This is a genomic window from Streptomyces sp. NPDC055400, from assembly GCF_053644375.1.
Window position 1 is genome coordinate 294,067 of the sequence record NZ_JBSHLM010000014.1, and the last position, 12,442, is coordinate 306,508.

A 12,442-nucleotide genomic window follows, 5' to 3' on the forward strand; every position below is an offset into this window, starting at 1 on the left:
CCGGGCTGCGGTGCCGGGAGGGCTGAGGGTCCCTCCCAGGCGCCGCGGCCCGCGGGTGCCGGGCGACGCCTGGCACGCCCCTCGGGCGGACGACCGGAATGTGACGGCAGGTCCTGGCGCCCGGACCCGCCAGGTACCCTCGGCTCCGTGCCCTCCATGAACGACCTCGTACGCCAGCACACGGCCCTCGGCGACACCGACCTCGAGTGGCTGCACCTGCTGGTCTCGGAGTGGCAGCTGCTCTCCGACCTCTCCTTCGCCGACCTCGTGCTGTGGGTCCCCACGCTCGACGGCACCCGTTACGTCTCCGTGGCGCAGATGCGGCCCAATACCGGCCCCACCTCGTACCAGGACGACATGGTCGGCCATCTCGTCCCGCGCGGCCGCCGCCCTCTCCTGGACGCCGCCCTCGACGAGGGCCGCATCGTCCGCGAGGGCGACCCCGAGTGGCGCGAGGAGGTCCCGGTACGGGTCGAGTCCATCCCCGTACGCAGGGAAGGCCGCGTCCTGGGCGTGATCGCCCGTAACACGAACCTGCTCACGGTCCGCACCCCGTCGCGCCTCGAACTGACCTACCTCCAGTCGGCCTCCGACCTCGCCCAGATGATCGCGGCCGGGTCCTTCCCCTTCCCGGACCAGCAGGTCGACATGGACGCGTCCCCCCGCGTCGGCGACGGCCTCATCCGCCTCGACGCGGACGGCGTCGTCCAGTACGCGTCGCCGAACGCGCTCTCCGCGTACCACCGGCTCGGATTCTCCGCCGACCTGGTCGGGCACCACCTCGGCCGCACGACGGCCGAGCTCGCCCCGTCGCGCGGCCCCGTGGACGAGGCGCTCGCCAAGGTGGCCAGCGGCTGGGCCCCGCGCGAGTTCGAGATCGAGGGGGAGGAGGGGTCGATCCAGCTCCGCGCGATCCCCCTCAAGCCCAAGGGCACCCGCATCGGTTCGCTCGTCCTGCTGCGCGACGTCACCGAACTGCGCCGCCGCGAGCGGGAGTTGATCACCAAGGACGCGACCATCCGGGAGATCCACCACCGGGTGAAGAACAACCTCCAGACCGTCGCGGCCCTGCTCCGCCTCCAGGCCCGCCGCATCGACTCCGACAGCGGCCGCGAGGCCCTGGAGGAGGCGGTGCGCCGCGTCGGCTCCATCGCCATCGTCCACGAGACGCTCTCCCAGAACCTGGACGAGCGCGTGGAGTTCGACGAGATCGCCGACCGGGTGCTCGCCATGGTCGCGGAGATCTCGCCGGGCGTGGTCACGGGCCGGCGCACCGGCCGCTTCGGCATCCTGGACGCCGAAGTCGCCACCCCGCTGTCGATGGTCCTCACCGAAGTGCTGCAGAACGCCCTGGAACACGGCTTCCGGCAGGGCGACACCGGCACCGTCGAGGTCTCCGCGGTGCGCGGCGGCACCACCAAGGACGCCCGCCTGCTGATCACCGTCACCGACGACGGCGTCGGCCTGCCCGAGGGCTTCGACCCGAAGCGCGCCGGCAACCTGGGCCTGCAGATCGTACGCACCCTGGTCGAGGGCGAGTTGAGCGGATCGTTCGACATGGTCCCGGCGCCCGGCCGCGGCACCCAGGTCGTCCTCGACATCCCGGTGGCCGCCGACAAGTAGCCGGCCAGGCGCCGACGGGCGCCGCGGCGACACATCGACAAAGCCGCAAACGCCGGATCGACACGACCGCAAACGCCAGTGAGCCCCGGACCGTTGGGTCCGGGGCTCACTGTTCGCGTTGCCCGGGTCTACATCCCGGGCTGAGCCTGGGTGGAGCATCGGGGGTACTGCGCGCTGCGGCTCGGGGGCGGGAGTTGCGTACTCGCTGTACGCGCCGCCGGGCTCAGGCTCGTGGGGGGCGTGGGCGTCAGGCGCTGGCCTGGCGAGCACGGTTGCGGGCGGCGCGACGCTTCATTGCGCGGCGCTCGTCCTCGCTGAGGCCACCCCAGACGCCGGAGTCCTGGCCGGACTCGAGCGCCCACTGCAGGCACTGCTCCATGACGGGGCAACGGCGGCAGACGGCCTTGGCTTCCTCGATCTGCAGCAGGGCAGGACCGGTGTTGCCGATGGGGAAGAAGAGCTCGGGGTCTTCCTCGCGGCAAACGGCGTTGTGACGCCAGTCCATGGCTGCTACCTCTCCTTGGTATTACGTGCGGGTTGCTTGTGAATGTGAACGCTTTCACGAATCCCCCGACAACGGAAGGGACTTTCGTCACATCTGCGACGATGTCCTGTGTGTTGAGGAGGGGGTTCGGGCTCTCTGTGGGGCCGATGTTGCGGGCCGTCCCGAGCGCCATGTAGAGATTCGCAAACCTCGGCGGCGGATACAACCCCTTCAGGAAAGTTTTTTTTGATTCCTCGGTGTCGGCTAGGTCACAGCCGTACTTCCATGGGGTGGATCCTGGCCCAAACGTTCGAGATAAAGGACTTTGGGCTCTTCCACTCACACAATCACACGCAGTGCACGGCGTACGCCTGTGAACGTCACGCTCGTTCGCAGCCCCAGGTGGTCACCGTCCATCTGGAGGGGCAGGGGGACCTTCGATTGCAAGGTGAAGTCGGTCAGGTCGTGCAGAGTGACGGCGTTCTTCCCGTGGGGTCCCCGGTCGGGCGTCGAGGTGAGCAGCTGGGTGCCGTAACGGGCCACCGAAGGGGCGGACAATTTCTTGAGTCCGAGCACGTCAAGGCCGGTGTCGAAGGACGCCTGAGGGGATGCGTAGAGCGGCCTGTTCCCCAGATATGACCATGGGGAGGTATTGCAGACTATGGACAGGACCAGATCGGTGACGGGGTCCTCACCCGGCCGGTCCAGTGTGATGGCGCCGTGCCGGCGGTCGTGTTCCCCGAGGAACTGGCGTACGACCTGGCGCAAATAGAGCGCGTGTGTCGATCGCTTGCCGCGCTCGCGCTGCTGTTCGACCCGGCCGATGACGCCTCCGTCGAACCCGAGACCGGCACAGAACGTGAACCACCGGGACGGGGCGGCCTCGTCCTCCGTGCCCGGCGTGCCGCCCGCGACACCCAGGCCCACCGTTCGCTCCCGGCCTTCGCGCAAAGCGTCGAGCAGGGCGCCGGTCGCCTCCACCGCGTCGTTCGGCAGGCCGAGAGCGCGGGCGAAGACATTGGTTGAGCCGCCGGGGACGACGGCGAGACGCGGAAGACGGTCCGGATCCGGGCCGTGGTGCAGCAGGCCGTTCACGACCTCGTTGACCGTGCCGTCGCCGCCGAGGGCCACGACCAGCTCGATGTCCTTGCTCTCCGCGGCCTGCCGGCCGAGGTCCCTGGCATGCCCGCGGTACTCCGTGGTGATCGCCTCGAGCTTCATCTCGCTCGCCAGCGCGTGGATCAGCACGTCACGCGTGCGCGCACTGGTGGTGGTTGCCGCCGGATTGACCACAAGAAGTGCACGCATGCGAAGCAGAGTACCTACCGGGTGGTACTCGGCCCAGACCGAGGTAGGAGTCGGGTAAGAGACCGGGGCCGCCGCGGGCCCCACCCGGGGCGGCCGTGAGGTACCGGCCGAGGGCTACCCTGCTTGGGTGACCTCAGAGCAGAACCCCAGCCCCGACGACGCCGCGACCACCGAGGACGGCCCGCGCCCCGGGCGGCTGGCCGCGGCCGCCGCGCTGGCCGGGCTCGAGGGTGCCGCCCTGCTCGTCGGCGGCGTCTACATGCTCGTCATGGGCCTCGCGGGTCACCCCGACGACCCCGAGCAGGCCGTGACCGGCGGTGTCACGCTCGCCGTCCTCGCACTGCTGCCGCTGATCGCGGCGCGCGGCCTCCTGAAGCGGCGCAGCTGGAGCCGGGGGCCCGCGATCATCACGCAGGTCATGGCGCTGCCGGTCGCCTACACGCTGCTCCAGGCCGACAGCGTGATGATCCCCGGCGGGATCGCGCTCGCCGTCGTCGCGGTGACGGCCCTGGTGCTCCTGGTGAACCCGGCCACCACCCGGGCGCTCTGCATCACGACGCCGGGCGCCCCCGGCGCCGTACAGAAGCAGAACCAGAAGTAGCCGGCCCGCACGCCCCGGGGCTCACTCCTCGACGAGGAGCTTCTCCCGAAGCTGGGCCAGGGTGCGGGCCAGCAGGCGCGAGACGTGCATCTGGGAGATGCCGACCTCCTGCGCGATCTGCGACTGCGTCATGTTCCCGAAGAAGCGAAGGAGCAGGATCCGCTTCTCGCGCGGTGGCAGGTCCTCCAGGAGCGGCTTGAGGGACTCGCGGTACTCGACGCCCTCGAGCGCCTCGTCCTCGGATCCCAGCGTGTCCGCCACGGCGGGCGACTCGTCGTCCGTGTCGGGGACGTCCAGGGACAGCGTGGAGTACGCGTTGGCCGACTCCAGGCCCTCAAGGACCTCCTCCTCCGAGATCGCCAGCTTCTCGGCGAGCTCGTGGACCGTGGGAGAGCGGCCGTGCAGCTGGGACAGCTCGGCCGTCGCCGTCGTCAGCGCGAGACGCAGCTCCTGAAGACGCCGCGGGACACGCACCGCCCAGCCCTTGTCGCGGAAGTGCCGCTTGATCTCACCGACGACCGTCGGCGTGGCGTACGTGGAGAATTCCACGCCGCGCTCCGGGTCGAAGCGGTCCACCGACTTGATCAGGCCGATCGTGGCGACCTGGGTCAGGTCGTCGAGCGGCTCGCCGCGGTTGCGGAAGCGGCGGGCCAGGTGCTCGACGAGCGGCAGATGCATGCGGACCAGCTGATTGCGCAGGTCCGCGTATTCCGGGCTGCCGTCCTTCAGGCTTCGCAGCTCGATGAACATCAGCCGTGCGCCGCTGCGGTCCCGCGGATCGTGCGTGCGCTGCTGGTCACCGTGTCGCTCGTGCTCGCTCATCCATCCCGCCCGTCGCGCGTCCGGTCCTGCGGAGATCTTCTCTCCGCCGGCCGGCTCTGCCTGCTCCGACGCATCGGCCACCGCCGCCGGACCCGGCCGTTCGAGGTCCGCGGAGTCCGCGGAGTCTTCCGGGTGCGGCCGGGCCTGCTGTTCGGGGATGCCGTCGGCAAGCCGCCGCATCCCGTCCCCGCCGTCGGCCGGGAGGTCCTGTGTGCCGTGCTTCTCGTCCCGCACCGGCCCGTCCCCGTTCGTCACGCCGGCCCGGGACCCGCGCCGCGCTGTTTGTAGAGGCTGATCGAGACGGTGTTGTCGTCGGCGACCGTGGAGTCCACCTTGCCCGCGAGGGCCGACAGCACAGTCCAGGCGAAGGTGTCGCGCTCCGGGGCGCGGCCGTCGGTGGTGGGCGCCGAGACCGTCACCTCCAGCGAGTCGTCGACGAGGCGGAAGACGCAGCTGAGCACCGAGCCGGGCACGGCCTGCTGGAGCAGGATCGCGCACGCCTCGTCGACCGCGATGCGGAGGTCCTCGATCTCGTCGAGGGTGAAGTCCAAACGCGCCGCGAGGCCGGCCGTGGCCGTCCGCAGCACCGACAGGTAGGCACCCGCAGCCGGCAGCCGGACTTCTACGAAGTCCTGATTCCCGGGCTCGCCTGCGATCTGGGACACCCTCACCTCCATGGTGGTACAAGCACTTTCGGGCTCCGGAGGGTACGTCCCCCGGGTGACGCGCTATGTGTTCAGCGGTGACGCTACCGCGCGCCCAAGTCTCCTGTCCCGGGGACCCCCGGCCCGTTGGTGTCACTCATAGTAAGCCTATGAGTACGGACAGTGGCTAGAGGGTGTGCGGGCTCAATTGGAAAGAGCGGGCGCCGGGTTGACGTACCCAGGCCTCGCACGGTCGAACCGCAAACCCGTGCGGTCCTCAGACGAGCAGGCTGTCCACGAAGCACCAGCGCCAGCTCTCGCCGGGCTCGAACGTCCTGATCACCGCGTGGCCCGACTCCTCGAAGTGCTGCGTCGCGTGCTTCATGGGAGAGGAGTCGCAGCAGCCCACGTGCCCGCACTCCAGGCAGAGCCGCAGCTGCACCGGGTGGCTGCCGGCCGCGAGGCACTCCAGGCAGGTGTCGCTCAGTGGCGCGGGTTCGGGGTGAGACAGCGCGTCGACGTGCGGGCACTCGTTCATGATGGCCAGGTTACGACGGGCGGCGGCATGGCGGAGGGACGGGCTGATGGATGTATTGCCCCTGGTGGGACTGATCGCGGCGAGTGCGGCGGTTGCCGGGGCCGCGCGCCGGACTCCGGTCCCCGCGCCGCTGCTGCTCGTCGCGGTCGGACTCGTCGCGTCGTACGTGCCTGGAGTGCCGCAGTACACGCTCGACCCGCACATCGTGCTGCCGCTGATCCTGCCGCCACTGCTGCACACCGCGGCCCTTGAGAGCTCGTACCTCGACCTGCGGGCCAACGTCAGGCCGGTCGCGCTGCTCTCCGTCGGGTACGTGCTGTTCGCGACCGTCGCCGTCGGCTGGCTCGCGTACGAGCTGATCCCCGATCTGCCGCTGACGGCCGCGCTGGTCCTGGGCGCGGTCATCGCCCCGCCGGACGCGGTCGCCGCGACGGCCATCGCGCGCAAGGTGGGGCTGCCCGCGCGGATCACGACGATCCTCCAGGGCGAGTCCCTGGTGAACGACGCGACCGCGATCACCGCCTACAAGGTCGCGCTGGCCGCCGCGGTCGGGGAGGGCGCGAGCTGGGCGGGCGGGATCAGGGAGTTCCTGGTGGCGTCGGTCGGCGGCGTCGGCGTCGGGCTCGTCCTGATGGTGCCGCTGCACTGGCTGCGGACGCACCTGAAGGAGGCGATCCTCCAGAACACGCTCTCCCTCCTCATCCCGTTCGTCGCCTACGCGGCCGCCGAGCAGGTCGGCGCCTCCGGAGTGCTCGCCGTGGTCACGGTCGCCCTCTACCTGGGGCACCACGCCTGGCAGGTCGACTTCGAGACGCGCCTTCAGGAGGCCGCCGTGTGGAAGGTGGTCGCCTTCATCCTGGAGTCGGCGGTCTTCGCGCTCATCGGACTCCAGTTGCCCGTCGTCCTCAAGGACCTCGGCGAGTACAGCGTCGGGCAGGCCTTCGGGTACGCCGTCGCGGTCTTCGTACTCGTCGTGGTGATGCGGTTCGTGTGGTCGTATCCGGCGACCTATCTGCCCTGGTGCCTGTCGAAGCGGATCAGGGAGCGGGAGCGGGACAGCGACTGGCGGCGGCCGCTCGTGGTGAGCTGGGCCGGGATGCGCGGTGTCGTGTCGCTCGCGATCGCCTTCTCGATCCCGCTGTTCGCCGACGACGGGAGCCGCTTCCCCGCTCGCAACCTGGTCCTCTTCCTGACCTTCACGACTGTGATCGGCACCCTCGTCGTGCAGGGGCTCTCGCTGCCCTGGCTGATCAAGGTCCTCAAGCTGCCGGGGCGCGATGCGCAGGCCGAGACGCTCGCCGAGGCGCAGGCGCAGAACGCCGCCTCGCAGGCCGCCGAGGAGCGCGTGAACGAGCTGATGCAGGACGAGCGCAACTGTCTGCCCGAGCCGCTCGTGGACCGGCTGCGCACTGTCCTGGAGCGCCGCCGCAACTCTGTGTGGGAGCGCCTCGGCCACGCCAACCCGGTGACGGGGGAGTCCGCCGACGACACCTATCGCCGGCTCACGCGGGAGGCCATCGCGGCAGAGCGCGAGGTCTTCGTACGGATGCGGGACGAGCGGCGGATCGACGACGAGATGATGCGCACGCTGCTGCGCAAGCTCGACCTGGAGGAGGCGGCTGCCTACCGGGAGGTCGACGACTGACCGGCCGCTACGGGGAGGGCGTTCCCGTCACGACGGCCATGAGCCGCGTGCCCGGCGCGAACGCGCCCTCCTCGGTGAGGGCGAGCAGCCCGTAGAGCAGCTTGGCCACATAGAGGCGCTCCATGGGCACGCCGTGGCGCTGCTCGAAGTCCTCGGCGAAGGCGAGGAGGGCGGGGGTGGTGCGGCCGTAGCCGCCGCAGTGGAAGCGCTCGTCCAGGGACCAGTCGCCCCGCGGGCCGCCGAACGCCGCCTCCTGGAGGGTGCGTATCTCGTCACCGAGGAAGCCGCCCTTCAGGACGGGTATGCCGAGTGCGCGCTGCCCCTCGCCGAGCCCGGCGGCCAGTCCGGCGAGCGTGCCGCCGGTGCCGCAGGCGACGCCCACCGCGTCGGCGGCCCCGCGCAACTCCTGCCCGAGCTCCGCGCAGCCGCGCACGGCCTCGGCGTTGCTGCCGCCCTCGGGGACGACGTAGGGCGTCTGCCCGTCGCCGTCGGGCGGTGCCGCCTCGCACAGGATGCGCGCGAGCGTGGCCGGATCCCGCTTCTCCCGGTATGTCGTCCGGTCGACGAAGTGCAGACGCATGCCGTCGTGCGCGCAGCGCGCGAGAGAGGCGTTCAGGGGCTGTCCGGCGAGCTCCTGGCCCCGGACGACGCCGATGGTCCGCAGGCCGAGGAGACGGCCCGCGGCGGCCGTGGCGCGCAGGTGGTTGGAGTACGCGCCGCCGAACGTGAGCAGCGTGCCGTGGCCCGCGGCGGTCGCCGCTTCGAGGTTCGGGGCCAGCTTGCGCCACTTGTTGCCGGGCAGGTCCGGGTGGATGAGGTCGTCGCGCTTGAGCAGGAGCCGCACCCCGTGACGGTGGAACCGGTCGTCGGCGACCGGCTCCACCGGCGAGGGCAGCCGGGGGTGAAGAGGCGGGCGCGGGCGGGGTTGCGGGGTCACCTGCTCATTGTGCAAGCGGGTCGCCGCGGGACGCGTGCCGGAGGGCGGTTACTTGAGCCGGTCGCGGATGCGCCCCCGCATCGAGGCCATCGTGAAGCCGCGCGGGTCGATCTTGCCCGGCTGCCACTCCAGATGGCCGATCACCGACCTCTCCGTCCAGCCGTGATGCCGGCACACCGCGGCCGCCGCCCTCTCGATGGCCTCCAGCTGCGCGGCGGGCCACGGGTCCTCGCCGTCGCCGAGGTTCTCGCACTCGAAGCCGTAGAAGTGGCGGTTGCCGTCCGTGTTCGCCTCGTTGTCGTGGGGCAGCGTCTTCTCCGCGACGACCGCCCGCAGCACGTCGTCGTCGCCGAGACCCGCGTGGTTGGCCCTGCCGTAGCCGACGAGGTGGACGCGGCCGTCCTTCGTGATGACGCCGTGGCACAGCGGCCCCGGCAGGTCCGCGTGCCCCTTCCGGCAGAGGTCGATGGTCTGCTTGCTGCCCTTCGTCACGGTGTGGTGGATCATCACGCCGTTCACGGGGCCCCAGGGTCCCTTGTGGTTGCGGTTGTGGTGTCTCCAGTCGCCGACCTCGACGACCGTCAGGCCTTCACGCCTGAGGGCGTCCAGGAAACTGCTCGCGGACATGGGTGGGGCCACGGCCGCCTCCTTCGCGGGGTGCGACGGAAGCGGGGCGCGTCCGTCTCGTACGCCGCTTGTACCCGAACAGGCCCACCCGAACTACTCGTTCGCATCGCGTGCGAGCCGTTCCGGACATCGTGAGCCGGTCCCGTCAGCCGGGCCTGCGGGCCGACCAGGAGGGGGCGGGGCGGCCTCAGGCCCGCAGGAAGCCGTCCCCGTGCTCCGCGATGTGGTTCTCCAGGGCTCCGAGCGCGGACTGGGTCGCCTCGGGGGTGCCCGTGCCCTTCCGCTCCGCGTAGTACGCGGCGCCCAGCTTCTTCAGGAGGTCGCCGCCCGCCCGCTGCGCCTGTACCTCGTCCAGCTTCTGCTTGCCCTGCGTGAGCCCGCGCTGCGCCTGCTCCTTGGCGCGGTCCAGGAAGCCTGTCATTGCTGTCTCCCGTCATCGGTGCCTCGGTGTACCGGTTGAACGCCCGCCGGGATCTTGAAGTTCCTCCGTCGGGAAGTTCCCTACCCGGAAAAACGGGCATCGTGCCCTGTCCACTCTCGCCCAATCCCGCTCGTTTGTGTAATGGCGCGGCCACAGTGCGTGCTGGAAGTCTTGTCGCCGCAGGTCAGTTCTTGATCGGGAGGCAAAGCCCATGTCGGTAGGCGAAGAAGTCCGCACGGAGCAGGCCGGGCCCCAGCAGAGTCTCGGCACATCCGCCGCGCGGAATCTGGCCACCACCACCAAGTCCGCGCCACAGATGCAGGAGATCAGCTCCCGGTGGCTGCTGCGCATGCTGCCCTGGGTGAATGTGCAGGGCGGCACGTACCGGGTGAACCGGCGGCTCAGCTACTCGGTCGGTGACGGACGCGTGACGTTCGTGAAGACCGGAGACCAGGTGCGGGTCATCCCCGCGGAACTCGGCGAACTGCCGGTGATGAGGGACTACGGCGACCAGGAGGTGCTCGAGGAGCTCGCGGTGCGGTGCCGCCAGCGGGAGTACGCGCCGGGCGAGCTGCTCGCCTCCTTCGGCAGCTCCGCCGACGAGGTGTTCCTGCTCGCGCACGGCAAGGTCGAGAAGGTCGGCACGGGCCCCTACGGGGACGACGCGGTCCTCGGGGTCCTGGCCGACGGCGCGTACTTCGGCGAGCAGGCGCTGCTCGACCCGGACGCCATCTGGGAGTACACAGCGCGCGCGGTGACCGCGTGCACCGTGCTCACGCTGCCGCGCCAGGACCTGGAGCAGGTCGCGGAGCGCTCCGAGACCCTCGCCGGCCACCTGCGGGCGCTGCGGACCATCCCGGCGCAGCGCGCGAACAAGTTCGGCGAGAAGCAGATCGACCTCTCCGCAGGCCACGTCGGCGAGGCGGTGCTCCCGGGCACGTACGTCGACTACGACGCGGCACCGCGCGAGTACGAGCTGAGCGTCGCCCAGACCGTCCTGCGCATCCACTCGCGCGTGGCGGACCTCTACAACCAGCCGATGAACCAGACGGAACATCAGCTCCGGCTCACCGTCGAGGCGTTGAAGGAGCGCCAGGAGCACGAACTCATCAACAACCGCGAGTTCGGCCTGCTCAACAACTGCGAGTACGAGCAGCGGCTCCAGCCGCACGACGGCGTGCCCAGCCCGGACGACATGGACGAGCTGCTCAGCCGCCGCCGGGGATCGAAGCTGTTCCTCGCCCACCCGCGCGCCATCGCCGCGTTCGGGCGCGAGTGCAACAGGCGGGGGCTCGTCCCGGAGTCCATCGACGTGGGCGGCAACCGCATCCCGACCTGGCGCGGGGTGCCGATCTTCCCGAGCAACAAGATCCCCGTGTCCGACGCGCGCACGACGTCGATCATCTGCATGCGTACCGGCGAGGAGGAGCAGGGCGTCATCGGCCTCCAGCAGGCGGGCATCCCGGACGAGATCGAGCCGAGCCTGTCGGTGCGGTTCATGGGCATCAGCGAGCAGGCGATCATCTCGTACCTGGTGACGACGTACTACTCGGCGGCGGTGCTCGTGCCGGACGCGCTCGGTGTCCTGGAGAACGTCGAGATCGGCAGGTGGCGTTGAAGCTCATGGCGCAGACGAAGCAGCCCGTAGTGCGGCAGCAGCAAGGGGTGCCGGACGAAGAGGGGGCTGCTGACGGCCAGGAGGCTTCGGTGCTCCTGGCGCAGGCCAGGGCGCAGGTCGACCCGGAGCTGCGCGGGGCCGTGGAGACCCTGCCCACGTCGCTGCGCCGCATCGCGCGCTACCACTTCGGGTGGGAGCACGCGGACGGCACCGCGGCCACGGAGCACGCGGGCAAGGCCATCAGGCCGGCGCTCGTCCTCGCCGCGGTACGGGCGCTCGGGGGCGCCCCGGAGCTCGCCGTGCGGGCGGCCGCGGCCGTGGAACTCGTCCACAACTTCACGCTCCTGCACGACGACGTCATGGACCGGGACACCACGCGCAGGCACCGGCCGACGGCGTGGACCGTCTTCGGGGACGCCGACGCGATCCTGGCGGGCGACGCGCTCCAGGCGCTCGCGCAGCGGCTGCTCGCCGAGGACCCGCACCCGGCGTCCCGGCCGGCGGCGGCCCGGATCGCGGCCTGTGTGATGGAGCTGTGCGAGGGCCAGGTCGCCGATGTCGCCCTGGAGAGGCGCGAGCCGGACGAGGTCACGCTGGACGAGTGCCTCGTCATGGCGGAGGCGAAGACGGGCGCGCTGCTCGGCTGCGCCTGCGCGGTCGGGGGGCTGTACGCGGGGGCCGGAGAGGAGGAGGTCGCGGCCCTCGACGGGTTCGGCAGACAGGCCGGGCTCGCGTTCCAGCTGATCGACGACGTCATAGGGATCTGGGGGGATCCGGCCCGTACGGGCAAGGCGGCGGGCGCCGATCTCGCGGTGCGCAAGAAGTCGCTGCCGGTGGTGGCGGCGCTGGCCTCGGGAACGCCGGAAGCCGGTGAACTGGCCGCGCTCTACGGGGTGGTGGGACCGGACGACGGTCCGCCGAAGGAGGGGGAGCTGGAGGCCATGGCGCTGGTCGTCGAGCGCGCCGGGGGGCGCGACTGGGCGCAGCTGCACGCGGCGGACCGGATGTCCCGGGCGGTGCACCAGCTGTCCCGGGCGGTCCCGGCGCCGGAGGCCGCGGACGGACTGCTGACGCTGGCCGAGTTCGTGACGCGGCGCAGCCACTAGGGGAAACCAGTGACAGGGAAGGGGAGTTGGCATGCGTCGCGGGCCCCGCGCTCCGGAAGGAGCGCGGG

Annotated in this window: 13 protein-coding genes; 5 read left to right on the top strand and 8 right to left on the bottom strand. The window is 71.0% G+C overall.

Annotated elements, in window-relative coordinates:
• The first annotated feature begins 156 nt into the window (after positions 1 to 156).
• A complete protein-coding gene (locus tag ACWIGU_RS32915) occupies positions 157 to 1,623 on the top strand; it encodes a sensor histidine kinase (protein WP_100595940.1) in 1,467 nt (488 codons plus the stop codon).
• A gap of 247 nt (positions 1,624 to 1,870) precedes the next feature.
• Here the strand turns inward: ACWIGU_RS32915 and ACWIGU_RS32920 are convergent, their stop codons facing one another.
• The gene (locus ACWIGU_RS32920) at positions 1,871 to 2,128 is read right to left on the bottom strand and encodes a WhiB family transcriptional regulator (protein WP_016639615.1); all 258 of its coding nucleotides are present in this window, start codon (positions 2,126 to 2,128) and stop codon (positions 1,871 to 1,873) included.
• Positions 2,129 to 2,446: 318 nt separating this feature from the next.
• A complete protein-coding gene (locus ACWIGU_RS32925; RefSeq protein ID WP_454405314.1) occupies positions 2,447 to 3,415 on the bottom strand; it encodes a diacylglycerol/lipid kinase family protein in 969 nt (322 codons plus the stop codon).
• Positions 3,416 to 3,542: 127 nt separating this feature from the next.
• Here ACWIGU_RS32925 and ACWIGU_RS32930 point away from each other — a divergent pair, with 127 nt between their 5' ends.
• Entirely contained in the window at positions 3,543 to 4,016 is a 474-nt protein-coding gene (locus ACWIGU_RS32930) for a hypothetical protein (protein WP_454405315.1), read from the top strand.
• A 21-nt stretch (positions 4,017 to 4,037) separates the two neighbouring features.
• Here the strand turns inward: ACWIGU_RS32930 and ACWIGU_RS32935 are convergent, their stop codons facing one another.
• The 3 genes from ACWIGU_RS32935 to ACWIGU_RS32945 all read right to left on the bottom strand — a co-directional run bounded on the left by ACWIGU_RS32935 (position 4,038) and on the right by ACWIGU_RS32945 (position 6,020).
• Positions 4,038 to 5,093, bottom strand: coding sequence for an RNA polymerase sigma factor SigF (locus ACWIGU_RS32935; protein WP_454405316.1), 1,056 nt, complete (start codon positions 5,091 to 5,093; stop codon positions 4,038 to 4,040).
• Positions 5,090 to 5,503 carry an ATP-binding protein gene (locus tag ACWIGU_RS32940; protein ID WP_100595936.1) on the bottom strand — a complete coding sequence of 138 codons (414 nt, stop codon included), beginning with the start codon at positions 5,501 to 5,503 and terminating at the stop codon, positions 5,090 to 5,092. Before ACWIGU_RS32940 ends, ACWIGU_RS32935 begins: the two co-directional genes overlap by 4 nt.
• 256 nt (positions 5,504 to 5,759) lie before the next feature.
• Positions 5,760 to 6,020: a UBP-type zinc finger domain-containing protein gene (locus tag ACWIGU_RS32945; RefSeq protein ID WP_454405318.1), complete on the bottom strand. Its 261-nt coding sequence runs from the start codon at positions 6,018 to 6,020 to the stop codon at positions 5,760 to 5,762.
• A gap of 46 nt (positions 6,021 to 6,066) precedes the next feature.
• Between ACWIGU_RS32945 and ACWIGU_RS32950 the strand changes: the two genes are divergently transcribed.
• On the top strand, positions 6,067 to 7,665 hold the full coding sequence (locus tag ACWIGU_RS32950; RefSeq protein WP_454405319.1) for a Na+/H+ antiporter: 1,599 nt from the start codon (positions 6,067 to 6,069) through the stop codon (positions 7,663 to 7,665).
• Between the two features lie 7 nt (positions 7,666 to 7,672).
• Here the strand turns inward: ACWIGU_RS32950 and ACWIGU_RS32955 are convergent, their stop codons facing one another.
• The 3 genes from ACWIGU_RS32955 to ACWIGU_RS32965 all read right to left on the bottom strand — a co-directional run bounded on the left by ACWIGU_RS32955 (position 7,673) and on the right by ACWIGU_RS32965 (position 9,650).
• Positions 7,673 to 8,602 (bottom strand): 1-aminocyclopropane-1-carboxylate deaminase/D-cysteine desulfhydrase, encoded by a 930-nt coding sequence (locus ACWIGU_RS32955; protein WP_454405320.1) that lies wholly within the window; start codon positions 8,600 to 8,602, stop codon positions 7,673 to 7,675.
• A gap of 48 nt (positions 8,603 to 8,650) precedes the next feature.
• Positions 8,651 to 9,241, bottom strand: coding sequence for an N-acetylmuramoyl-L-alanine amidase (locus ACWIGU_RS32960; protein ID WP_454405321.1), 591 nt, complete (start codon positions 9,239 to 9,241; stop codon positions 8,651 to 8,653).
• A gap of 175 nt (positions 9,242 to 9,416) precedes the next feature.
• On the bottom strand, positions 9,417 to 9,650 hold the full coding sequence (locus ACWIGU_RS32965; RefSeq protein WP_100595931.1) for a hypothetical protein: 234 nt from the start codon (positions 9,648 to 9,650) through the stop codon (positions 9,417 to 9,419).
• Positions 9,651 to 9,861: 211 nt separating this feature from the next.
• Here ACWIGU_RS32965 and ACWIGU_RS32970 point away from each other — a divergent pair, with 211 nt between their 5' ends.
• Positions 9,862 to 11,268, top strand: coding sequence for a family 2B encapsulin nanocompartment shell protein (locus ACWIGU_RS32970; protein WP_454405322.1), 1,407 nt, complete (start codon positions 9,862 to 9,864; stop codon positions 11,266 to 11,268).
• Between the two features lie 5 nt (positions 11,269 to 11,273).
• A complete protein-coding gene (locus tag ACWIGU_RS32975) occupies positions 11,274 to 12,374 on the top strand; it encodes a family 2 encapsulin nanocompartment cargo protein polyprenyl transferase (protein ID WP_454405323.1) in 1,101 nt (366 codons plus the stop codon).
• Positions 12,375 to 12,442 lie beyond the last annotated feature (68 nt).